The organism is Halanaerobaculum tunisiense (genome assembly GCF_054657635.1).
The window spans coordinates 1-24,448 of the sequence record NZ_BAAHYI010000005.1 but is presented as its reverse complement, the minus strand read 5'-3'; the positions used below and the strand labels follow the sequence as shown (position 1 = coordinate 24,448).

Below are 24,448 nucleotides of genomic sequence, written 5' to 3'. Positions count from 1 at the left end.
AGCCACCTGTGCTTACTAAACCTGGAGTATAGGGGGAAAGGGATTAATAGTTTCATAATCTTGTCCGGTAAGTGTAATATCTCTACAGGGGGTATCATGAAATTCAGGTCTTACCAATAACCAGGGTAAGTTATCTAGCCCTACTACGCCTGAATTAGTGGCTGTGCCTACTCCAAAATACATTTTACCTTGAGGGCCAAAAACGATATCTCCTGTCATATAGTCCCCACCGGTAGGAAGATTATCTACTAAAACTTCCCGTTATTTACCATCAGGTGATACTCGTAGGATGCGCCCCGGATAAGCTCCTTCTGCTACATAAAAGTAGCCGTTATGCCAAGTCAATCATGTCAGTGGAGCGCGAAAGCCATGAGCTATTTCTTTGATTTTATTTTTAGAAACTAATTTTAGTATTCTTCCTTGCCTGTTGGACATAGTTGGCCCGTAGGAATAGCCAGTTTCACTAATATAGATATATCCTTGGTGATCAAAAGTCAGGCTGGTGGGAAAACTTAAGCCTAAGACTAGCGGTTCCAGTTTATAATCAGAAGCTATAAAAATATTTTCTGAATTGACTGAGATTCTTGTTTTAGCTGTGGGAACTTTAGCAATGGTTTTACTATTAAACATAATCATTTCTCCTTTCGTTAGAATTTCTATATCTTATTCATTAAATTAGCAGGATGTTAATTTAGGGCCAACTGCTAAAAGTGCCCTTTAGACTAAAGTAATGAATTTATGGAAGTGAACTTAGATCGAACTGGGATTAATTTAATTAATATAAGCCAAAAGACCTCCTAGGATTGTTGTCCTAGAGGTCTTTTTTTCGTTTAAATAGTCAATTATTATTAACTTGCCGTAATTCTTTCAGAAAGAAAGTGAACTAATTGATAAATTAAAAGAACAGATTATAGTTTTAATGTTATAGAAATTGAATGTTTTTAAAATATTTAGGTAATTAAAAGTTGATTTGCTTGTTTAATTCGTAGTTGGTACAAAATATTATTAGTTTGCCGTAATTTTTCCGGAAAAGAAAAGCAATAATTATGAATTGAATTTTACCACCAGTGCCTATATGATAAAGGTAACAACAGAAATAAAGTTGACATATTTGAAATATTTTATAATTTTAGAAAGAGGTGATAAGGATGTTATTAGATTTATTATCTGAAAAACGCATATCTACTAAAGTAAAAGCAGAAGATTGGTATGATGTTGGTAGGGAAGTTGGACAAATTCTTTTGAAGGATAATTTAGTTGAGGACAGATATATAGAGGCAATGATTAAATCAGTAGAAGATAATGGTCCATATATTGTAATGGGGGAAGGGGTAGCAATTTTCCATGCTAGACCAGATGATGGTGTAAAGAAAACAGGAATGAGCTTAATCACTCTTGATTCACCAGTGAAATTTGGTCATGAAAATAATGATCCAGTAAAGATAGCCTTTGCTTTTGGTTCAATTGATGATGAGAAACATGTTGCAGCGATGTCTCAGTTGATGACAATTTTAATGGAAGATGATTCAGTTAATAAAATCTATGAGAAAGATACTTCTAGTGAAGTATTTGCTTATATAAAGCAGATTATAAGTGATGAATAATAAAAAGGAGGGGTTACAATGAAAATTTTAGCTGTTTGTGGAATGGGTTTAGGAAGTAGTTTGATGTTAAGAATGGCTGCTGAAAAGGTTCTTGATCAAGAAGGGATAGAGGGGACTGTTGAAGTGAAGGATACTAGTAGTGCTAAAGGGGAAGATGCAGATATTATTATTGCTGCACCAGATATTGCTGAGCAATTAGAAGGTCATTCTGCTGAAGTGATTGCGATTAAAAATATGACTGATAAAGATGAAATCAAAGAAAAAATTATGGGTTATATTTCTTAGAGCTCAATTATTCAATAATATAATTTAATTACCCAATAATATAATAAAGTATTTTATCGGACTTATTACTAACTTATAGATGTTATATAAGCAAATAAGATATATAATACTTTATTTAACAAACAAGGGGGATTAAAAATGGAATTTTTAGATATTTTAGTTAATGATATTTTAAGTGAGCCCGCTGTTTTAGTAGGATTAATGGCCTTTATTGGTTTGATAGCTGCTAAAAAGTCCTTCTCTGAAATTATGTCAGGTACGTTAAAGAGTATTATTGGTTTTGTTATTTTAGGAGCAGGGGCGGGGGTTCTAGTTGAAAGCCTAAATAATTTTGGGCCAATAATTAGAGAAGCCTTTAATATTCATGGTGTAATTCCAACTAATGAGGCTATAGTAGCAATGGCTCAGGAGACATTAGGGAAAGAAACAGCTTTAATTATGGGCTTTGGTTTTCTAGCCAATTTAGCTTATGCTCGTTTTACTCCCTTAAAGTATGTATTTTTAACAGGACACCATACTTTCTTTATGGCAGCTTTATTGGCAGCTGTATTAGGAACTGCAGGTTTAACTGGGGCTCCATTAATAATTGTAGGGGCAGTAATATTAGGCTTTTTAATGGTTTTAATGCCTGCATTAGCAGATATATATATGAAGGATGTAACTGGTAATGATGATGTTGCTTTAGGACACTTTGGAACGACAGGTTATATTACAGCTGGATTTATTGGTAAGTTAGTAGGGGATCCAGAAGATTCTACAGAAGATATTGAAGTTCCAGAGGCATTAGGCTTCCTTAAGGAGTCATTATTATCAGCCGCTTTAACTATGATAGTTATCTTTTTAATTATTGTTTTTAAAGCTGGCCCAGAAATTGTTGGTGAACATGCAGGAGATCAGAGTCAATTTATGTTTGCGGTAATGCAAGGGATTAAGTTTGCTGCCGGAGTTAGTATTATCATGTCCGGTGTAAGAATGATTTTAGGAGAAATTGTTCCCGCCTTTGAAGGAATCGGTGAAAAAGTAGTTCCCGATGCTAAACCAGCTTTAGATTGTCCGGTTACTTTCAATTTTGCTCCTACAGCTGTAACTATTGGTTTCTTATTTAGTTTCTTAGGTGGAATTACAGGAATGTTTTTCTTAAAACCACTAGGATTAGCTGTAATTATTCCCGGGTTAGTACCTCATTTCTTTACTGGAGCTACTGCAGGAGTATTTGGTAATGCTACAGGAGGAAAAAAAGGAGCTATCTTTGGTTCTTTTGCTAATGGGCTATTGATAACTTTCTTACCTGCTTTATTACTTCCAGTATTAGGAGATTTAGGTTTTGCTAATACTACTTTTGGAGATGCAGATTTTGGAGTTGTGGGTATTCTCATCGGAACAATAGCTAAATTATTTGGTTAAAACAACTATAACTAATTAGAGAAAGGGCTAGCCCTTTCTCTAAATTTTTAAGGGGGAGATTAAATGAAATTTTTTCTTGATACTGCTAATTTAGAGGAAATTAAAGAAGCAGCTAGTTTAGGTGTAGTTGATGGGGTGACGACTAATCCTAGTTTGGTGGCTAAGGAAGGTAATGTTGATTTTCATACTCGAATTCAAGAAATTTGTGAAATAATTGAAGGACCTGTTAGTGCAGAAGTTATTAGTTTGGAAGCTGAAGGAATGATTGAAGAAGCTAGAGAGTTGGCTGAATTGGCTGATAATGTAGTTGTTAAGATTCCAATGACAGAAGAAGGATTAAAAGCAGTAAAAGTTTTAGAGAACGAAGGAGTTAAAACTAATGTAACTCTAGTGTTTTCAGCTAATCAAGCATTGCTTGCTGCTAAGGCAGGTGCAACTTTTATAAGTCCATTTGTAGGTCGATTAGATGATAGAGCACATGAGGGTATGGACTTAATTAGAGAGATTAATACGATTCTTACTAATTATAATTTGGATAGTGAAATTATAACTGCTAGTATTAGAAGTCCTCGTCATGTCAAAGAGGCATCTTTAATAGGAGCAGATATTGCAACTATTCCTTTTGGAGTTATTGAGAAAATGACTAAACACCCATTGACTGATATTGGGATTGAGAGATTTTTAGATGATTGGGAGCAGAAATAATTTTAGTATAAGTGGGTATTACTATAATTGAAGTTTAAAAGGAGGAACTAGGTTTGTTAGAGAGAATATCTAATATAGTTAGAGGCTTATCGGCAGATGCTATAGAAAAAGCAGGTTCAGGCCATCCAGGTTTGCCTTTGGGGTGTGCAGAGATAGGTGCTGTTTTATATAGTGAGATTATGAATCATAATCCCCAAAAGCCTGCTTGGCCAAATAGAGAGCGGTTTGTTTTATCTGCTGGACATGGATCAATGTTACTTTATTCTTTACTACATTTAACAGGTTATGATTTAACTATAGATGATTTGAAGAATTATAAACAGTTACATTCTAAAACTCCAGGTCATCCCGAATATAAAGAAACTCCGGGAATAGAAACTACTACAGGCCCCTTAGGACAAGGCTTTGCTAATGCTGTTGGTATGGCAATATCTGAAAGAATGATGGCCCAAAAGTACAATACAACTAAATTTAATATTATTGATCACTATACCTATACCTTGATGGGCGATGGTTGTATGATGGAAGGTATTACTTCAGAGGCTGCTTCATTAGCTGGACATTTAGGTTTAGGAAAGTTAATCGCTATTTATGATGATAATAATATTTCAATTGAAGGTAGTACAGATATAACTTTTACAGAATCTGTAGCAGATAGATATAGAGCTTATGATTGGCATGTGATTGACGATATTGATGGACATGATATTGCTGAGGTTAAACAAGCAATCAAAGAAGCTAAGAGTATTCAGGATAAACCAACTCTGATAGTAGCTAACACACATATCGGCTATGGTGCTCCTAATAAACAAGATACTAGTGCAGCTCATGGTGCTCCCTTAGGGGCAGAGGAAATTAAGGGAATGAAAGAAAAATTAGGTTTGCCAGTTGAGCAAAAGTTTTATGTATCTGATAAAGTTAGAGAATATTTTGCTCATCGAAATAAAGAGTTACAAAAGTTAAATAAGAAGTGGGCAGAGAAGTTTACACAATGGGCTAAGGCCAATCCAGAGTTAAAAGAAGAGTGGGATCAGGCTCAGAACCTAGAGCTGCCTGATAATCTTGAAGAACTAGTTGACCACTTAGAAATAGAAACTCCGACTGCTACTAGAGATGCTTCCGGTTCATTTTTAGAAAAGATTGCTGATGAAGTTCCTTATTTAGTAGGTGGATCAGCAGATTTAGGCCCATCTAATAGGACATATCTAGAAAGATATAGTGATATTCAAAAGAATAGTTTCTCAGGGCGTAACTTTAGGTTTGGGATTAGAGAGCATGCCATGGGAGCTATTGCTAATGGACTCGCTTTATCTGGTTTAAGACCTTTTACAGCTACATTTTTAGTATTTTCAGATTACATGCGAGGAGCTATTAGAATGTCAGCCTTAATGGGGCTTCCTGCTATTTATGTCTTTACTCATGATTCTATTTATGTAGGTGGAGATGGGCCAACGCATCAACCAGTTGAACATTTAGCTAGTTTAAGGGCTATTCCTAATTTATCAGTAATTCGTCCAGCAGATGGAGAAGAGACAAAAGAAGCCTGGATTAGAGCACTGAAAAAAAGTGATGGGCCAACTGCTCTTATATTATCTAGACAAGACTTACCTCATATTAGTAAAGTAAGTAGTACTAGTAATTTCAATAAAGGTGGGTATCTGGTAAGTAAAGAGCAAGAAGAAAGTTTAGATGTATCATTATTAGCTACTGGTAGTGAAGTTGCTTTAGCAAGTGAGGTAGCTAGCTCATTACGTGAGAAAAATTTAAATGTAAGAGTTGTCTCAGTACCAAATAGAGAAAAATTCCTGGCTCAAGATCAGGATTATATAGCTTCTACCTTGGGAGATAGGAATGTTTTAAAGGTTATAATAGAAGCCGGAGTCAGCCAAGGTTGGTATTCAATTTTAGAAGGTGAGGATTATGTTATTAGCATAGAAGATTTTGGGTTAAGTGCTTCGGGAGAAAAGGTTGCTCAAGAATTTGGTTTTAATGTTGAAAAAATTGCTAATGATATTATAAAAAAATTGGATTAGAAGCATTTTAAAGCTCTTGTAATTAATTACAAGAGCTTTTCCCTTTAAATAAAGTGAGAATGAGGAGGTAAGAAGTTGAGTTTAAAGCCACGGGTTTGTCAATTGTTAAAGTATTTAATTAGTCAAGAGCAAGAAGTCTCTATTAAACAGTTAGCTAATAAGTTTAATGTTAGTAGTAGAACAATTAGATATGATCTAGATGATATTGAGTCTAGTATCGCTTCTTATGATGCTAAACTAATAAGAAAGCCACGAGTAGGGGTTTATTTAGAGGGAGCAGAAGAAGAATTAAATAAGATTCAAAAAGAATTAATTGATATTCATGGACTGGAAAGAATTTTATCTCCTAAAGAGCGCCAGTATCTGATTTTATTTAGGTTATTTCAAGCTAAAGAACCGATTATTATCAAAGAATTAGAAGTAATGTTACGCATCAGTAAGTCAACAATAATTAAAGATTTAGATGAAGTCGAAAACTGGTTATCTAAACACAATCTAACTCTGATTAGAAAGACAAATTATGGTTTGGAGATCAAGGGTGAAGAGATAGATATTAGGCATGCTATGATGAATGTTTTAGAAGAAACAGCAAATAAAAAAGAATTAGTTGGTTTTTTACGACGAATTCAAAAACAAGCATTAAAAGATAGAAACCTAGAGCCAGGATTCTTTAAAGAGTTTGATAAATTAGTATCTGGTATTGATTTAACTAAGATTGAAAGTGTAATTTCTTTTGCTGAAAAACAATTAGGATTTCAATTTGCCGATGAAGCTTATGCTAGTCTGTTAGTTCATTTGGCTTTAGCAATCAGTAGATTATTAGAAGGGGAAGATATTGAGCTACCTGAGGAACGATTAGAGGTTATCAAAAAAAGTGATGAATATAAGATCGCCAAGAAGATAGGAAAAATCATAGAACAAATTTTTGAAATAAGCATTCCCGATTCGGAGATAGGTTATGTCACCTTACATTTAATGGGAGCTAAATTATGGCAAAAAATAGGTGATGATGATTATGAAAAACTCGTTGACGAAGATTTAGACCAAGAGCTGATTATTTTAACTAAAGAAATGATTAAGATAGCTGAAGACTATTTAGAAGTCAAGTTGATTGATGATACGCAATTAATAATTGGTTTAGCGTTACATTTAAAACCAACTATTAATCGAATCAAATATGATCTACCATTAAAGAACCCTTTACTGTTAGATGTTAAAAGTAGGTATGGGGAAATATTTAAAGCAGCTCAAAGAGCAGCTAAGATATTACAGAGCAAGTTACAAAAATCAATTAGTTCAGATGAAATTGGATATATTACCCTTCATCTGGGAGCTGCTTTAGAGAGGAGTAAATCTTTACAGTCTAGTAGGAAGTTAAGGGCAGTTTTAGTCTGTTCAAGTGGAGTGGGAACAACTAATTTGTTATCTTCTAGATTAAGTAAAGAATTTTCTGAGATTGAGATTTGTGATGTTTTTTCGGTTATCCAATTAGAGAATAATGAAGTAGATTTAGAAAATATTGATTTAGTTATTACAACTATCCCCTTAGAACTTGATGATGTTTTAGTATTACAAGTTAATCCGCTATTGAGTCAAGAGGATAAGAAAAATATTAAAGCAATTATTCATAGTAAGCAAGATGTTTTTGCTGCTACTGAAACTACAGATGACTCTAAATCTAAAACAGATCATTCCTTTGAGATTGAAGAAGTAATTGAGGTTATAGAGCAAGAAGCAATTGTAGGGGATAAAGATATGTTAAAAAAAGATTTAAAAGATTTTTTTGCTTCTAAAGGTGTTAAAGTTCTGGATGAAGTGGATAATACAGTTGATAAGCAAAGTATAGAAGAGAGTGGTAAGGGACTATTAGAATTATTAGTTAAAGATAATATAAGGGTAATTGATAAAATAGATGATTGGAGAACAGGAGTTAGAATGGCCGGACAACCTTTAGTAGACCAAGGGTATATATTAGAAGAATATGTTAAGCGAACAATAGAAATCGTTGAAGAAAAAGGTGCTTACGTAGTAATAGCGCCTCATATTAGTTTAATCCATGCTAGACCTGAAGATGGAGTTGTAAATAAGAGTATGGGGCTAGGAATTATAAAAGAAGGAGTTAATTTTGGGCATGACTATGATCCTGTTCATCTAATTTTTACGCTAGCTCCTGTAGATGAAGTTTCTCATCTTTCTGCTTTATCTGAATTGTTAAAATTAATTGATGAATATGATTTTGTAGAGGAAATGTTGACAGTAGATAGCAAACAAGATGTTATAACTAAGATAGAAGGAATGTTAAATTGAAATAAGAAGATTAGTTAAAGTGAGGGATAAAATGAAGAATTTAAAAGGGAAAATTAGAGAACTTAGACAACAGCTAGAAGATAAAATCAAAGCAAAAATAATCTATTAAATAGATTATTATGTGATCTAAGTGAAAAAATGGATGATAAAATTTTAGATTATTATCAACAAATTAAAAACAGATAATTTATTTTACCCTTGGCCTTATTATAGTGCTGAGGGTACTTTTATTTAGAGGGGCTTATCTATTTTTTCAGGCGCGAAAAGAAGACGAGTAAGGTACCAAATAGTCCTAATATAGTTAGAAATCAGTTTGATAGTATTGGCTAGAATTCCAAGTATAACTCAGTTTATTACTTTATCGTTAGTCAATGAGAAACCCTCCCTATATATTCAATCGTCAATTTGATTTAAAGTATTAATTATGCTGTTGCAGGCTATATTTTAAGTTTTTTCAACAAAAATATAATCTAAATTAAGAAAGTTTAGTGCTAGTATTATACCTTTTAATAATCCAACCATTAAGTAGGCCAAAGAGAAGATGCAGGAATAAAGCTAAAAAATTAGGTAATGGTGTTGCTAAATTAACACTAGTAATGTGTAATTTAAGCATAAGGCCATATAGAAAAACGTAACTACCTAAGCCCACTAGTAATCCTTTAAAGCTTTCATAATTATTACCTGTTCTTCTGATAATATAGACTAGTAAAACTCCGAGAAAAACTGCGACTGTATAATCTGTAACATAACCTACAATTAGTACTAAGGGATTAGAAAGTACTTCTTGTTTTATAAATAACCCAGCAGCTAGCTGATCAAAAGTATATCTTGTTCAGCTAAAATGATGAAAGAGGTTACTAAGTATTGTTTTAGGAAGATTGCTGATAAAGCCTGCAATTGCTCCAAGTACTATAGGTTCTATAAGTGTTGTTGATTCTTTCATAAGTCCGATTCCTCCTGCAGCTGATTTTTATTATAAAATTTTTCTTTAATGTTAGTATATTAGAATACTAAAGTTTTATTAACAAGCAAGCAGTTAAACAATGTTATACTCTTGAATTAATTGTCAATTATTGATTTATAATAGTGATTTTTTTAGTGAATCCCTAATTAATGGGTTATTTATATAATAGAAAGGGGTTAAATATGAAATAAGAGGAGACTAAATTTTATGATAGTTTAATGTTTAAAGTTAATGGTACAATCATAGTATTACTGATTGTATTTATTTCTTTATTAGGGTTTATGATTAATAATTATGTATCCCAAGAAATAACTAAATCAGCACAAAAATAATTTGGAAGTAGCCAAGGATTTAGAACAAGAAGTGCGATCTTTTTTAGAAGAAACAGAGATTACATTAGATATGTTATTTAAATTTTCAGCGGTAAAGAAGAATGATACCGAAGAGATGACTAAGTTATTTGAGGAAATTGCTCAAAATCATCCTTACTTTTCTTATTTGTATTTAGGAACTACTAATGGTGGTATGAAGTCCTTCCCCAAAGATGATTGGAGTGGATTTGATCCTCGGGAGAGACCATGGTATAAAAGGGCTAAACAAGAAGGAGAAATGATTTGGACTGATGTGTTTGTAGATGCAGCTAGTGGCCAACCAATTATTGGTGTGGCAGTACCAATTAAAGATCAAACAGGAGAATTGATTGGTGTTTTAGGTGGGGATGTAAGGTTAAAGACTTTAAGTCAAAAGATTGTTAATAAAAAGATAGGTGAAAACGGTTATGTCTATATGGTTAATCAGGAAGGAAGAATTATTGCTCATCCTGAGCAGAAATTAGTGGAAGAAGGTTATGATATTAATAATGACTTCAATCTAAATCCTTTGTTGGAACAAGGGCAAGGATAAATAGAGTATCAAGATGTTGATACCAAGGAAGAAAAATTAGCTTCCTATGTAACAGTTGATAAACTTGATGGAGCTATTTTTGCTCAGTTACCATTTGAGGAAGTTTATCAGACTAGAGATAAGCTCCAGAAGTTAATTTTATTCTTTAGTTTTATTGTAGCTATAGTTTTAGGGATAGTAATTTATGTTATAAATAATAAATATTTATTAAAGCCGATTGATAAGTTGATTACTAAAATCCCCCAAATAGCTGCAGGAGATTTCACAGTTGATATTAAAACAGATAGAAAAGATGAATTTGGACAATTAGAAAGATCAGTAAAGCAGATGAAAAATAGTTTAAGAGATATAATAGTTAAGCTATTGGATACAGTTGAAGATCTATCAGCTTATAGTGAAGAATTATCAGCTTCAGCAGAAGAAGGTGATGCTACAATAGATTCTACTAATGAATTAATTGCTGACATGTCGGCTAGCATTCAACAGATTTCAGCTAGCACGCAAGAAGTAACTAGTTTTGCTCAACAGGCTAGTTCACAGACTGAGGTAGGTGCGGAAAATATTGAACAAGCAGTAGATAATATGCAAGAGATAAATAGATCAGTAGAAGAGGCAGTAGCGGTAATTAAGGATTTAGATAGTAATTCAGAAGAGATTGGTAAGATTGTAAAGATGATTACTAATATAGCTGAACAGACCAACTTATTGGCTTTAAATGCAGCTAGTGAAGCAGCTAGAGCTGGTGAACATGGCCAAGAATTTGCTGTAGTGGCAGATGAGATTAGAGAGTTAGCATAAGAAACTTCTCAAACAACAGAAGAAATTGCTAGTTTAGTTGAGGAAACACAAGAAAAATCGAAGTTAGGTTTAGAAGCAGTTGAGAAAGTAAAAGAAAAAACAAATAAAGGAGAGGAAATAGCTCATAAAACAGGAGAAGTATTTAGTGATATTAATGAAGCTACTGAAGAGACAGCAGCCCAGATCCAACAGACTGCTAGTGCTACACAAGAGTTAGCTGAAAATAGTGAGCAAGTTAATTCAGCTACTGAATCTTCCCAAGAACTGGCGAGTATGGCTCAAGAGTTGCAAAAATTAATAGAAGAATTTAAAGTATAAAGTTTAGAGCTGGCTACTATTTGACAATGAATGCTATCTGATGCTAAAATGTATGCTAGGTGGATCTATTACTAAGGAGGGATGATTAATGACCGCTCAAAAAGCAGAAGAAAAAAAGTTTCAGACTGAAACTCAAAAGATACTTGATTTGATGGTTAATTCTATTTACACTAATCAGGAGATTTTCTTAAGAGAGTTAATTGCTAATGCTTCCGATGCAATTGATAAAGTTAAATTTGAGTCACTAACAGATCAGGATATTTTGGAAGGAGATTCCGATTTTGAGATCTGGCTGGATGTAGATGAAGAGAATAATATCTTTACTATCCAGGATAATGGAATTGGAATGACTTATGATGAAGTTATAGAAAATATTGGAACTATTGCTCAGTCAGGTTCGCAGAAGTTTTTAGAGAAGTTACAGGAGACTAAAGCTGAAGCTGAGGATGATGAGGCTTTAGATCTGATTGGTCAGTTTGGAGTTGGTTTTTATTCTTCCTTTATGGTAGCAGATAAGGTGACGTTAATTACTAGAGCGCCTAAAGGAGATACAGGAATCAGGTGGGAGTCAACAGGTGATGGTACATATACTATAGAAAAAGTTGCTAAGGCCAAGCGAGGTACTACCATTAAGCTACATCTAAGAGATGAATTCACTGCTGGTGGTGAGGAATTAGATTTAACTAAGCGCCAGAATGTAGAACATTTGGTCCAGAAACATTCTAATTATGTAGAGTATCCTATTAAGATGAAGGTTTATGAGGAAGATGAGGAAGGTACAACAACCGAAGAAGTAAAGACTTTAAATAGTATGAAACCATTATGGGTTAGAAATAAAAGTAATATTAGCGAAGAAGAATACAATGAATTTTACCAAGAAGTCTTTACTGACTGGACGGAACCATTAGAAGTAATCCATAGTCAAGTAGAAGGATTAGTAAAGTATTCTACTTTGCTTTTTATTCCTCAGCAAGCACCATCTAATATTTTCTCTGAGGATTTTGATCAAGGGTTGCGACTATACTCTAAAAATAATTTTGTTATGGATAATTGTTCTAAGTTATTGCCTGATTATATGAGATTTGTCCGGGGGTTAGTGGATTCGCCTGATTTCACTTTAAATCTTTCCCGACAAGTTCTCCAGGATGATAAGCAGTTAAAGATAATTAGTAAAAACTTAAAGAAGAAAGTTTTCCAGCGCTTAAAGAGTATGTTAGAGGATGACCGTGAGCAATATAAGCAGTTTTGGAGTGAATTTGGTCAGTTAATTAAGAGTGGCGTTAATATGACTCATGGTCAAGACCAGGACAAGTTAGTTGATTTAATGTTATTCCCTTCTTCTGATTCTGATAGTCAAATGACTACGCTAACTGAGTATGTTGAACGAATGGAAGAAGATCAAGATGTGATTTATTATGTAACTGGTGAAGATGAAACAACAGTAGCTAAGCTGCCACAGATGGAGCTATTACAGGAGAAAGGATTAGAGGTACTGTATTTCTTTGATGAGATTGATGAATTTGCAATTAATAATTTAAGAGAATATGATGATATAGAATTCAAATCAGTTCTACGAGGTGATTTGGATTTAGAGGATGCTGACGAAGATGTTGAGGAGCAAGAAGAGCAAGCCGAAGAGTTACTAACAGCAATTGAAGAGAATTTAGCAGATAAAGTTAGTGATGTTCGCCTGAGTAAACGCTTAAAGTCCAGTGCAGTCTGTTTAGTGAGTGGAGATGCTGGATTAAGCATGTCGATGGAGCAAGTACTTAAGCAGATGGATCAAAATATGGGCCAAGCCGAGCGGATTTTAGAGATCAACCCTGATCATGAGTTATTTGCTAAGTTAGAAGAGATTCATGAAGATGAGGGTAATTCAGATCAGTTGGCCCAGTATAGTGAATTATTATATAATCTAGCTTCCCTAGTAGAAGGATTTACGCCCGATGATCCAGTTAACTTTAGTGACCAGATTACTGAGTTAATGGTGGAAGCTACTTAAAGATAAGTTGAAAAAATAATAGTAATAGATTAAACTCCGGGCCAACTAAGGCCCGGTTTTTTTGATTTTAAATGATTATTTTTGCAGGAAATTTTTTTATTTTGTAATGAGTTTCAGGTTTAGTTAAGATTTTAGAATGGGCTACATGAGAGAATTTTCTCTCATGTTTTCTATTTTTTTGTGGTTTAATTATTGCTTCTATAAAAATTCTACTCAAGCTGATTTAGAGCAGACATTGGACAGTTTAAAAAGGAAACTCCTGAAATAAATTGCATGAATTTTTTTGCAAATTGAAGTTTATTGCAGACTAGTTATTTCAGCAAGATGATTTTTAGGAATTAATTTACTAGTAATTATTTTCTAATTAGCTTAAATTAATAGGTTTTAGGAAGAATATTTACAAAAAAATTAGTCTTTTACGACTTTGGTATTTAACTTGCAGTATAAATAAAGTGAGTAGTTATCAGCGAGAAGTTAAAATGAATAAAGATGATAGATAAAGACGCTTGTGGGCCAAAACAAGCAATTAGTACAGCTAAAACCAGGCTAATAGAACCTATTTTAGTCGGAAATAAACCTAAGATATTATTGCAACCAAACAAGTTGAAGCTGCAGCTAAAAGGGCGGTTAAATTAGTGAGCGATGGAGAAGCAGAATTCGTAATGAAAGGGTTAGTTAGTACTGCTAAGTTATTGCAAGCAGTTATAAATGGAGAATATAGCTCCTAATTTAGAAGAAAAGGTATAAATAACGGAAAATGCTATTCAAGTAGCCCAAGCATTGGAAGTTAACCGACCTAAAGTGGCTATAGTAGGAGCAGTAGAGAAAGTTAAGGAGAAGATGCCGGCTACAATGGATGCAGCGATTTTATCTAAAATAGCAGATAGAGGCCAAATAAAGGGAGCGAGAGTTGACGGGCCTAGCTTTTGATAATGCAATCAGTCTGGAAGTAAAAGAATCAAGGGGATTGAGAGTGAAGTAGCAGGCAAGGCGGATGTTATTGTGGTGCTAGAATTGAAGTTGGTAATGTGTTATATGAGTCATTAATGCATTTATCTGAGGCTTAGTTTGGTGGGGTATTAATTGGTGCAACTACGCCAGTGGTTTTATCTTCACGGGCTGATAGTGCTAAGAATAATTAAATTCAATTATCTTAGGAAAAGTAGTGGTGCAGAATAAAAAATAAGGTAGGGAGGAATCAATCATGGATAAATTTGATTATTTGGAGGAATATGATTACGAACAGATTGTATTTATACAGGAGAAAGAGACCGGCTTAAAGGCAATTATTAATGTTCACGATACCACTTTAGGTCCAGCTTTGGGTGGTACTAGAATGTGGGATTATGAGAGTGAAGAAGATGCTTTATTAGATGGACTGCGTTTATCTAGAGGGATGACTTATAAGAATGCAGCTATGGGGCTTGATTTTGGCGGCGGTAAGACAGTAATTCTTGGTGATGCTCGGAAGGATAAAAATGATGAAATGTTTAGAACCTTTGGTCGTTATGTTGAAAGTTTAGGTGGGCGCTATATTACAGCTGAAGATGTAGGGATCAATGTAGAAGATATGATGTTGGTTAAGAAGGAAACTGATAATGTTGCCGGGCTACCGTCTTTAAGTGGTGATCCTTCTCCTTACACTGCTTATGGAGTTTATTGTGGAATGAAAGCAGCTGCTAAGAAAGCTTATGGTAGTGATGCTTTAGCAGATAAAAAGATTGCTGTTCAGGGGGTAGGGCATGTTGGTTATCATCTTGTTAAACATTTAGATAAGGAAGGAGCCCAAGTAGTTGTTTGTGATTTATACGAAGACAATATCAGTCAGGTAGTAAAGGATTTTGAGGTGGAAGTAGTAGATCCGGATGATATTTATAGTGTAGATTGTGATATTTTTGCTCCTTCTGCTTTAGGTGCTATTATTAATGATCAAACCTTGGAAACTTTAAAATGTGATGTAATTGCTGGTTCGGCTAATAATCAGTTAGAAGATCCAGAGAAACACGGAATTGAACTAGAAGAAAAAGGGATGATTTATGCTCCGGATTATGTGATTAATGGTGGAGGAGTAATTAATGTAGCAGAAGAATTTGCTGCTGGTGGTTATAATCCAAATAGAGCTGAAAGTAAAGTGGAAAAGATTTATGGTAAGATTGAACGAGTGTTTGAGATTGCTGATCGAGATAACATTCCAACTTATAAAGCAGCAGATGTTATGGCCCAGGAAAGAATTGATAAGGTAGCTAAGTTAAATAGTATTCGGAAACCGGGAAGATAAAGAGTAGGAGGAATAAGCAATGTCCAGTTGAAATCTATCCTGGAGAAAATGAGTTAGAGGCGTTGGCCCAAGGAGCATTACGAGTGTTACAAGGATAGGAAGAAGTTAAATTTTATTGGTGATAATAAGGAACATCAGTTATGTAGAAAGGAGGAGTTGATCTGCGGTGGCACAGGTAAAGATCAATTCTCAAAAGTGTAAAGGGTGTAAGTTATGTACTACAGTTTGTCCGCAAGAAATAGTGGTTATGTCTGATCAGAAGACTAATGCTAAAGGATTTCAGCCTGCTGAAATAACTGATCAAGAGCAGTGTATCGGCTGCGGATTTTGTGCCGCTATTTGTCCAGATTTAGTGATAGAGGTTTATAATTAAGGCGGACTTAGTATAGATTGATTTAGTAAATCAAAGGAGGTATGAAGATGGGGGACAAAACATTAATGAAAGGAAATGAGGCGATTGGAGAAGCAGCTATTCAAGCTGGTTGTAGTCACTTTTTTGGTTATCCAATCACCCCGCAAAATGCTCTTCCCGAATATATGTCGCAAAGGTTACCTGAAGAAGGAGGCGTCTTTTTACAAGCGGAAAGTGAAGTAGCAGCTAGTAATATGGTTTATGGTGCTGCTGGAGCAGGAGCTAGAGTAATGACTTCTTCTTCTAGCCCGGGAATCAGTCTTAAGGCAGAAGGTATTTCTTATATTGCAGGAGCTGAACTTCCGTGTGTAATCGTTAATATAATGCGAGGCGGGCCAGGTTTAGGAGGAATTCAACCTGCTCAATCTGATTATTTTCAAGCTACTAAGGGTATGGCTCATGGTGATTTTAGATTAGTAGTTTTAGCTCCTCATTCAGTTCAAGAAGCAGTAGATTTAACGCAGGAAGCATTTGATATTGCAGATCAATATCGCAATCCAGTTATGATTTTAGGGGATGGTTATCTCGGGCAGATGATGGAACCGGTAGAGTTTAAAGATATAGGTCGTAATAATTTACCAGCCAAAGACTGGATAACTGATGGAGCTAAGGATCGAAAGAAAAATATTATTAATTCTTTATATCTAGATGCTGAAAATCTAGAAGAACATAATTGGAAATTAAATGATAAGTATGAAGAGATTAAAGAAAATGAAGTTCAATACGAAATAGAGAATATTGAGGATGCAGAAATAGCAATTGTTGCTTATGGTACAATGGCTAGAATAGCTAAAGCAGCTATTAAGCAACTCAGAAAGGAAGGAATCAAAGCAGGTTTGATTCGTCCGATAACTTTATTTCCTTTTCCGGAGCAAATAATTAATGAAGTGGCAGATCAAGTTGATAAATTCTTGACAGTTGAAATGAGTACTGGTCAGATGGTAGAAGATGTTCGTTTAGCAGTCAAAGGAAAAAAACCAGTTGAATTTTATGGTCGGACTGGAGGAGTGGTTCCTGACCCAGAAGAGATAGTTGATAAAGTAAAGGGGGTTCGGAAGTGATGAAAAAGATAGCAGGCAAGCCAGATGCATTAACAGATAAAGAGTTTCATTATTGTCCTGGCTGTACTCATGGTATAGTTCATCGAGTTGTAGCAGAAGTAATTGATGAATTAGAGATTCAAGAAGAAACAATTGGTGTTGCTCCAGTAGGTTGTTCGGTATTGGCTTATGAATATTTTGATTTAGATATGCATGAGGCTTCCCATGGTAGAGCTCCAGCTGTAGCTACAGGGATTAAACGAACTCATCCTGATAAACCTGTGTTCACTTACCAAGGAGATGGTGATCTGGCTTCTATTGGAACAGCAGAGATTGTTCATGCTGCTAATAGGGGGGAAGAAATAACTACTATCTTTATCAATAATTCTATTTATGGAATGACTGGCGGGCAGATGGCCCCTACTACTCTAGAGGGCCAAAAAGCTACTACTGCTCCTCGGGGGAGAAATGTAGAGGAAGCTGGTTTTCCTTTTCAAGTTTCGGAAATGCTATCTACCTTAGATGGATCGGCTTACATTGCTCGAGTAGCAGTAGATACCCCTCAGCACATTAAGCAGGCTAAGGAAAGAATTAAGAAAGCATTTAAAATTCAATTAGCAGGTAAGGGATTTGCCTTAGTAGAAGTATTATCTACTTGTCCTACTAATTGGGGACTTACTCCAGTAGAATCAATAAAGTGGTTACAGGAAAATATGATTCCCGAATATCCTCTCGGAGAGATAGTGTCTGAGGAGGTGCAAGGATAAGATGGAAGAAACAAAATTAGTTATGGCTGGGTTTGGTGGTCAAGGTGTAATGTTAATAGGAAAGCTATTAGCTTATTCAGGAATGAAGGAGGAACAAGAAGTTTCTTGGATTCCTTCTTATGGTCCAGAAATGAGAGGTGGTACAGCTAATTGTAATGTAATTGTCTCTGATGAGTTGATAGCTTCTCCAGTAGTTTCGCAACCTGATATAGCTGTAATAATGAATAGACCTTCTTTGGATAAATTTGTGCCTAAGGTTAAAAGTGGCGGTAGTATATTTGTTAATACTTCTTTAATTGATAAAGAAGTAATCCGCGAAGATGTTAGTGTTATTGAAGTTTCAGCTAATGAAATTGCAAATGAGCTAGGAAGTAATAAAGTAGCTAATATGGTGATGTTAGCGGCAGTTGTGGCTAAGATTCAGCCAGTGAAATTTAGTTCAGTAGTTTCGTCTTTAGAAGAGGTGTTACCGGAGCATAGATATGATTTATTGTCCTTGAATCAGAAAGCTTTAGAAGAAGGAAAAAAGTTAGTTGATTAGATGTTAATAAAAGTTAGGGAGGAGCAATACTAAGTTTGCTTATCCCTAACTTTATTATATTATATAAGATTATAAGGAGGAAGCCAAGCTTCTTATTAGGGAGAATGGAGTAGAAAGGAGTAAACAAAAATGGCAGATAATACCAAAACTCAATGGGGGTCAAGAGTAGGGTTTATTTTAGCAGCAATTGGTTCAGCTGTAGGATTAGGAAATATTTGGCGATTTAGTTATGTTGCTTATGATAAAGGAGGAGGAGCTTTTTTAATTCCTTATTTCTTTGCTTTATTAACAGCAGGATTGCCTATTTTAATTCTAGAGTTTGGAGTTGGGCATAAGAATAAAGGATCAGCCCCTTTATCTTTTGCTAAGATGAAAGAAAAGTGGGAATGGTTAGGTTGGTGGCCTGTTTTAGTCTCTTTTGCTATTTCGACTTATTATTCAGTTATTATTGCGTGGGGGTTAAATTATATTACCTATGCATTTGGCAGAGTTTGGGGTAGTAATCCTGGGGAGTTTTTTAATGTAACTCACTTACAGATAACTTCTGGAATAGACAAAATCGGTGGGATGAATATCACAATTTTAATAAGTTTAGTTTTAGTTTGGTTTATTAATTTTATAATTTTGTATAATGGTATTGAAGGTGGAATTGAAAAAGCTTCTAAAATATTTATGCCTCTTTTGGCTGTTTTTATGGTGATTATTATAATTCGGGGGATTACCTTGCCCGGAGCGATGTCAGGAATAAATAAGTTTTTAGAACCCGATTTTAGTGCTTTGTTAAATGTTGATGTTTGGTTAGCAGCTTACGGTCAAATCTTCTTTACTTTGAGTATAGGTTTTGGGATTATGATAACTTATTCGAGTTATTTGCCGGATGATGCTGATTTAGTTAATAATGCCTTTATTACTGGTTTATCTAATTGTCTTTTTAGTTTTATTGTTGGAATAGGAGTTTTTGGAGTAGTAGGCTATATGGCACTAGAGACTGGTCAGCCAATATCTGAAGTGGTAGCTCAGAGTATTGGATTAGCTTTTGTAGCTTTTCCGAAGGCTATCAATTTGCTACCAGGGTTTCAGTCCTTATTTGCTATCCTCTTTTTCTTATCTTTATCAATTGCTGGTTTTTCCTCCATTATTTCCATTACTGAAGCAGTTATAGCTGCTGTAAGAGATAAGTTTGATTTAGCTAGAAAGAAAGCAGTTACAATTGTTTGTGGACTTGCGTTTGTAGTTAGTCTACTATTTGCTACTAGAGGAGGATTGTATTTCTTAGATATTATAGACCATTGGATGATGAATTTTGGGATTGCTTTTGTTGGTTTAGTGGAGTGTATTTTTATAGGTTGGTTTTATAAAACCAGTAAGATTAAGAATTATGTTAATTCCCAGTCTGATTTTGGAGTAGGAGACTGGTGGTTAATTGTAATTAAATATATTACCCCTGTTATATTAGGTATCTCCTTTATTCGTAATATAATCCAAGAATTTGCTAAACCTTATAGTGGTTATTCTATAAGTGCTTTAGTTAAATATGGCTGGTTAGTAGCTGCAGCAGCTATAATTGGGGGAGTTATTTTAAGTAAGCAATCTTGGCAAGGGAATAAAATAGACGAATTAAATGTAACCGATTTTCATGAATCTAAAGGGGGTAATTAATATGTCATCTAGTGCTTTGATGATGTTTTTATTTGCTATATTAGTGTTGGGTGGTGGATTAGTACTTTGTTTTAAGCAAATTAATAATTAGGATCTAAAGCTCTATTGCCACGTGGCAATAGAGCTTTAGTAATTAAAAAGTTATAAAAATTGAAAGTATTTTCTAGGAAAATACTTTTTTTTATGCAATTATTATTAATAGAGGTTAAACTAAAATATTTAAATATTGTTATTTTTTTGAAAAAATAAATCAGGAGGGGGAGAATGAGAAATGCTATTGTAATTGAGGACAATGAGGATAACAACTTATTAGTGGATTACTTAAGAGCGAGTTCTATTTGGAAAGTTTTAAGAACTATTTCTTTGGCTGAAATAGATTCTACGAAATTGAATTTAGAACAAGTTGATGTTATTTTTTCTAGTCTTACTCCAGAAACTTTAAAAGAGAAGTTTGATATTTCTGAAAATGGGATTATAATAATTAGTTCTGATATCTTTGCTTGGCTAGCGAAACAAGAGGAGTATAATGATTTAAGGGCCAACTATAATTTCAAGACTATAATTAATTCTACTCATAATGCTATAATTGCAGTAAATAATGAAGGGCAGATAACTTTAATTAATAATTCGGCGAGAGAATTATTAGGAAAAGATATAAAATATATAGGCCAACCAATTGCAGAAGTAGTCCCTAATACTAGACTTAATAAAGTTTTAGCAACTGGTCAAAAAGAAATTAATGAACTGCAATTAATTGGAGAGAAAAAAATAATGACCAATCGAGTTCCAGTCAAGAATGAAGCAGGTGAAGTTATAGGAGCTGTAGCAGTTTTTAGAGACATAACAGAAGTAAGGGAAATGGCAAGAAAAGTAACTAATTTAAAAGAAATAAAAGTTATATTGAAAGAAATTATTAATGCTACCCAAGATGCTATTTCTGTAGTTGATGAAAATGGGAGAGGGATTATGATTAATCGGGCTTATACTGAAATTACTGGTTTGACTGAAGAGGATGTAATTGGCAAACCAGCTACAGTAGATATTGCTGAAGGAGAAAGTATGCACTTGCAAGTATTAGAAACTCAAGAACCAGTTTTTGAAGTCCCACTGAAAGTGGGACCAACAGGTAAAGAAGTAATAGTCAATGTATCTCCCATTATAGTAGATGGAGAATTAAAAGGAAGTGTAGGAGTCATTCATGATGTTTCTGAAATTCGAAAATTAGGTAAGAAATTATCTGAGACTAAAAAAGCATTGCGGATGTTAGAAGCAAAGTATACTTTTAAAGATATTATTGGAGAAACGAGGGAGATAATTTCTGCTATTAATAAGGCTAAAAAAGCTGCTATAACTCCAGCTACTGTTTTATTACAAGGAGAAAGTGGGACCGGGAAGGAACTTTTTGCTCATGCTATTCATAATGCAAGTAATAGAACGGAAGAAAAATTTATTCCAGTTAATTGTCCAGCAATTTCTGAATCATTATTAGAGAGTGAATTATTTGGTTATAAAGAAGGAGCTTTTACTGGAGCTAAAAAAGAGGGAAAGAAGGGATTATTTGAAGAAGCAGATAGAGGAACTATTTTTTTAGATGAGGTAGGGAAATTAGATTTTAAGTCTCAGGCTAAATTATTAAGAGTTTTACAGGAAAATGAAATAATTAGAGTGGGGGGGACTGAAATTATAAAAATAGATGTTAGGGTGATTATTGCTACTAATTCTAACTTATACCAGAAAGTAAGAGAGGGGTCATTCAGAAAAGATTTGTATTATAGATTAAATGAATTCCCAATTACTATTCCTACTTTACGCCAGAGAAAAGATGATATTCCAGCATTAGTGAAAATGTTGTTGAGATGTTATACTCAAGACTATGGTAAATTAGTAAAGGATATTACGCAAGAAGCTTTAGAAAAATTGACTAATTACAGTTGGCCAGGAAATGTAAGAGAACTGGAGAATATAATTGGTCGTAGTATAATAAATATGGAGCGTTATGAATATATAATTAAACCGGAGCATATCCCACCACTAGAGGATAATAGTAAAGAAGAGGAATCTAGTTTATTCTCTAACTCTAAATTAGACGTAGAGAATAAGACTTTAGACAAAATTGTAAACCAAACAGAACGTCAGGCAATAATTACAGCTTTAGAAAAAAGTGATGGACATAAAAAGCAAGCTGCTGCATTATTGGATATATCAGTTAGAAGTTTATATTATAAATTAGATAAATTTGAATTAGATTATTAAGTTTAGAAAAGTAGAATATATTCTACTTTTTTGCAAATAATATTACCAGAGGTGGTTAAAGTAGATTATTTCAAGTATATTAGTTTATTATTATGTTTTATTGTATTGGTTACAGGAATTATGTTATTTACTAACGAGCAACAAGATCAACCACAAACTGAGTTAAGAGATTTTTCCTTATATTCTGAGATTAGTCAATTATTAGAGTTAGTAGGATATGATCCTGATGAAGGAATACAAGAAGAAATAGAAACTGAAATCAGGCAGTCTATAAGGAAGTCTCAAATTATATCAGATGTTGAATATAACGAAGGAATTGCTTATTTAAATCTAACAGAAAAAATTTATAAACTGAATACTTTTAAACAGTTTGATCTTATTGAAGCACTGATCACTGATGCTTCAACTATATCGGAAGTAGAATCTATCCAGTTTTTGATTAATTCGCGGAGATTGAGTATATCTCCTTTTTTGGATACTACTCAGCAGATCAAGGCTCGAGAAGAAGCTGCTAAGGTAGCAATTATTATTGATGATTTAGGCAATAGAGCTAAGGGAACTGAAGAAATATTTAAGCTAAAGCAGAAAATCACCTGTGCTATTATGCCTTTTGAAAAGAAATCTACTGCTGAAGCTGAGGAAGCTATAAAACGAGGTTATGATGTAATTATCCATCTGCCTATGGAAGCAGAATTGGATCGACCTAATTGGTTAGGACCGAAGCCTATTTTGACAGATTTATCTGATCAAGAAATCAAGACTAGAATGAAAGAAGCAATAGCTGATATTCCCCAAGCTGTAGGATTTAATAATCATACTGGTGGTAAAGCTACTGCTAATAGACGAGTTATGGAGCAGGTTTTACAAGTTGCTAAAGAGGAAGGTTTGTTAGCTATAGATAGTAAAACCACTCCTAAAAGTGTTATCCAAGAAGTAGCTTATAAGTTAAATGTACCAGTCTTAGAGCGAGATGTCTTCTTAGATCACCACAAAGACTATGGTTATATCCGCAAGGCGCTGTTAAGATTAGCTGGGCAGGCAATTAGACAAGGACAGGCAATTGGGATTGGCCATGTTGGCCCGCGGGGAGGTAAGGTAACTGTCTTAGCTTTGCAGAATATACTACCTAGATTAGATCAAGCAGGGATTAGATTTGTAGGAATTGATGATTTAGAAAAATGAATTCAGAATTAAATACTTAAAACATCTGGAGAAGAAGAGTTAGAATTTGATATCAGCTAATTTAATAAATTAGTAGTGATTTGACCTCCTAGGGGAGTTGGCCCTTAGGAATTTTTTCATTTTTTGCTTTAAATGATTTTATTATCTAAAAAAGAAGGGAAAAATTATAATTCACAGAAATAATTGAATAATGTTAAGGTGAAGAAATTATTAATTTTACTACTATAAAAGCTGAAAAAGATGAAACAGGATTCTTAATAATCGATGATACTTTAACTCCTCAATCAGAAAATGATAGCCAAATTGAAGGACTTGGTTATTATAAAGCGCCAAGTTCAGCTGATGATTTCTATTATTTTTAAGAGTATCAAGGATCAGTTGGCAACATTGATTGTGCGAAAGTCTTATTATGTTGGGAAATTGAAACAAGTTACCATTACTTTAAAAGCGAATTGGGACTTATTGATTACAAAATCCATTTTAGATACTGGCAAATAGTTTATTTAGACTATAACTATCTGGAAATATTAAAGGTTCTATCCATTAAGAAGAAAATTTAAGCTATTTTTTTGAGGTTTGGTCACCTGATGTGATACTAGAAAGTAAGCAACTTTTCCTTTCTTGAATTGGAAAAATCTTTTTTTAATAAAGGCTTGATATATTTTTAACGAAATGTTAAAATACTTATAGAAGAAATGAACAGGCGAGGAAAATTATTGTTCATTATAATTACTTTTTTTTATAGCAAAGATTGTGAATAAAATAATTTTAGTATTATCTTTTGCTAAAAGTTAAAGGTTGAATTAGTAGAAGTAGAGAAATATTTTTAATTATATAACTTATATAACTAACAATATTTTAGTATTTGATAATAATAAATAAAGAAGCAAGGGGAGAGGGATAATGAAAACAGCAGTATATCCTGGGAGCTTTGATCCTGTGACTAATGGACATTTAAATATAATTAAAAGAGCTAATAAAATTATTGATAAG

General features: G+C 33.8%; 21 protein-coding genes and 2 pseudogenes. 21 read left to right on the top strand and 2 right to left on the bottom strand.

The window, feature by feature from the left end:
• Positions 1-15: 15 nt before the first annotated feature.
• Both ACYQ3D_RS05785 and ACYQ3D_RS05780 read right to left on the bottom strand, forming a co-directional pair.
• Entirely contained in the window at positions 16-219 is a 204-nt protein-coding gene (locus tag ACYQ3D_RS05785; RefSeq protein WP_459837030.1) for a hypothetical protein, read from the bottom strand.
• Positions 220-345: 126 nt separating this feature from the next.
• Positions 346-630: a hypothetical protein gene (locus tag ACYQ3D_RS05780; RefSeq protein WP_459837029.1), complete on the bottom strand. Its 285-nt coding sequence runs from the start codon at positions 628-630 to the stop codon at positions 346-348.
• A 518-nt stretch (positions 631-1,148) separates the two neighbouring features.
• Between ACYQ3D_RS05780 and ACYQ3D_RS05775 the strand changes: the two genes are divergently transcribed.
• The 21 genes and pseudogenes from ACYQ3D_RS05775 to ACYQ3D_RS05675 all read left to right on the top strand — a co-directional run.
• On the top strand, positions 1,149-1,604 hold the full coding sequence (locus ACYQ3D_RS05775) for a PTS sugar transporter subunit IIA (protein ID WP_459837028.1): 456 nt from the start codon (positions 1,149-1,151) through the stop codon (positions 1,602-1,604).
• Between the two features lie 18 nt (positions 1,605-1,622).
• Positions 1,623-1,889, top strand: a complete 267-nt coding sequence (locus tag ACYQ3D_RS05770; RefSeq protein WP_459837027.1) for a PTS sugar transporter subunit IIB — start codon at positions 1,623-1,625, stop codon at positions 1,887-1,889.
• Positions 1,890-2,027: 138 nt separating this feature from the next.
• The gene (gene ulaA, locus ACYQ3D_RS05765) at positions 2,028-3,293 is read left to right on the top strand and encodes a PTS ascorbate transporter subunit IIC (RefSeq protein ID WP_459837026.1); all 1,266 of its coding nucleotides are present in this window, start codon (positions 2,028-2,030) and stop codon (positions 3,291-3,293) included.
• A gap of 63 nt (positions 3,294-3,356) precedes the next feature.
• Positions 3,357-3,998: a fructose-6-phosphate aldolase gene (fsa, locus tag ACYQ3D_RS05760; RefSeq protein WP_459837025.1), complete on the top strand. Its 642-nt coding sequence runs from the start codon at positions 3,357-3,359 to the stop codon at positions 3,996-3,998.
• A 53-nt stretch (positions 3,999-4,051) separates the two neighbouring features.
• Positions 4,052-6,031, top strand: coding sequence for a transketolase (tkt, locus tag ACYQ3D_RS05755; protein WP_459837023.1), 1,980 nt, complete (start codon positions 4,052-4,054; stop codon positions 6,029-6,031).
• A 75-nt stretch (positions 6,032-6,106) separates the two neighbouring features.
• Positions 6,107-8,338 (top strand): BglG family transcription antiterminator, encoded by a 2,232-nt coding sequence (locus ACYQ3D_RS05750; protein WP_459837022.1) that lies wholly within the window; start codon positions 6,107-6,109, stop codon positions 8,336-8,338.
• Positions 8,339-9,635: 1,297 nt separating this feature from the next.
• Positions 9,636-10,205, top strand: a complete 570-nt coding sequence (locus ACYQ3D_RS05745; protein ID WP_459837020.1) for a cache domain-containing protein — start codon at positions 9,636-9,638, stop codon at positions 10,203-10,205.
• Between the two features lie 225 nt (positions 10,206-10,430).
• A pseudogene (locus ACYQ3D_RS05740) lies at positions 10,431-11,321 on the top strand (methyl-accepting chemotaxis protein).
• An 88-nt stretch (positions 11,322-11,409) separates the two neighbouring features.
• The gene (gene htpG / locus ACYQ3D_RS05735) at positions 11,410-13,323 is read left to right on the top strand and encodes a molecular chaperone HtpG (protein ID WP_459837019.1); all 1,914 of its coding nucleotides are present in this window, start codon (positions 11,410-11,412) and stop codon (positions 13,321-13,323) included.
• A 747-nt stretch (positions 13,324-14,070) separates the two neighbouring features.
• Positions 14,071-14,253, top strand: a complete 183-nt coding sequence (locus ACYQ3D_RS05730) for a hypothetical protein (protein ID WP_459837255.1) — start codon at positions 14,071-14,073, stop codon at positions 14,251-14,253.
• A gap of 274 nt (positions 14,254-14,527) precedes the next feature.
• Positions 14,528-15,601, top strand: coding sequence for a Leu/Phe/Val dehydrogenase (locus ACYQ3D_RS05725; RefSeq protein WP_459837017.1), 1,074 nt, complete (start codon positions 14,528-14,530; stop codon positions 15,599-15,601).
• A pseudogene (locus ACYQ3D_RS05720) lies at positions 15,589-15,699 on the top strand (butyrate kinase); the annotation flags it as partial. The gene ACYQ3D_RS05725 and the pseudogene ACYQ3D_RS05720, both read left to right, overlap by 13 nt.
• Positions 15,700-15,767: 68 nt before the next feature.
• Positions 15,768-15,974, top strand: coding sequence for a 4Fe-4S binding protein (locus ACYQ3D_RS05715; RefSeq protein ID WP_459837015.1), 207 nt, complete (start codon positions 15,768-15,770; stop codon positions 15,972-15,974).
• 47 nt (positions 15,975-16,021) lie between these two features.
• A complete protein-coding gene (locus tag ACYQ3D_RS05710) occupies positions 16,022-17,074 on the top strand; it encodes a 3-methyl-2-oxobutanoate dehydrogenase subunit VorB (protein WP_459837013.1) in 1,053 nt (350 codons plus the stop codon).
• Positions 17,074-17,820, top strand: a complete 747-nt coding sequence (locus tag ACYQ3D_RS05705) for a thiamine pyrophosphate-dependent enzyme (RefSeq protein ID WP_459837011.1) — start codon at positions 17,074-17,076, stop codon at positions 17,818-17,820. Before ACYQ3D_RS05710 ends, ACYQ3D_RS05705 begins: the two co-directional genes overlap by 1 nt.
• A 1-nt stretch (position 17,821) precedes the next feature.
• Positions 17,822-18,361: a 2-oxoacid:ferredoxin oxidoreductase subunit gamma family protein gene (locus tag ACYQ3D_RS05700; RefSeq protein WP_459837010.1), complete on the top strand. Its 540-nt coding sequence runs from the start codon at positions 17,822-17,824 to the stop codon at positions 18,359-18,361.
• Between the two features lie 129 nt (positions 18,362-18,490).
• Positions 18,491-20,020: a sodium-dependent transporter gene (locus ACYQ3D_RS05695; RefSeq protein WP_459837009.1), complete on the top strand. Its 1,530-nt coding sequence runs from the start codon at positions 18,491-18,493 to the stop codon at positions 20,018-20,020.
• Position 20,021: 1 nt separating this feature from the next.
• A complete protein-coding gene (locus tag ACYQ3D_RS05690) occupies positions 20,022-20,111 on the top strand; it encodes a MetS family NSS transporter small subunit (RefSeq protein WP_459837008.1) in 90 nt (29 codons plus the stop codon).
• A 173-nt stretch (positions 20,112-20,284) separates the two neighbouring features.
• A complete protein-coding gene (locus ACYQ3D_RS05685; RefSeq protein ID WP_459837007.1) occupies positions 20,285-22,273 on the top strand; it encodes a sigma-54 interaction domain-containing protein in 1,989 nt (662 codons plus the stop codon).
• A gap of 30 nt (positions 22,274-22,303) precedes the next feature.
• Positions 22,304-23,455 carry a divergent polysaccharide deacetylase family protein gene (locus ACYQ3D_RS05680; protein ID WP_459837006.1) on the top strand — a complete coding sequence of 384 codons (1,152 nt, stop codon included), beginning with the start codon at positions 22,304-22,306 and terminating at the stop codon, positions 23,453-23,455.
• A gap of 903 nt (positions 23,456-24,358) precedes the next feature.
• The coding region (locus ACYQ3D_RS05675) for an adenylyltransferase/cytidyltransferase family protein (RefSeq protein ID WP_459837254.1) at positions 24,359-24,448 on the top strand (90 nt) is incomplete at its 3' end.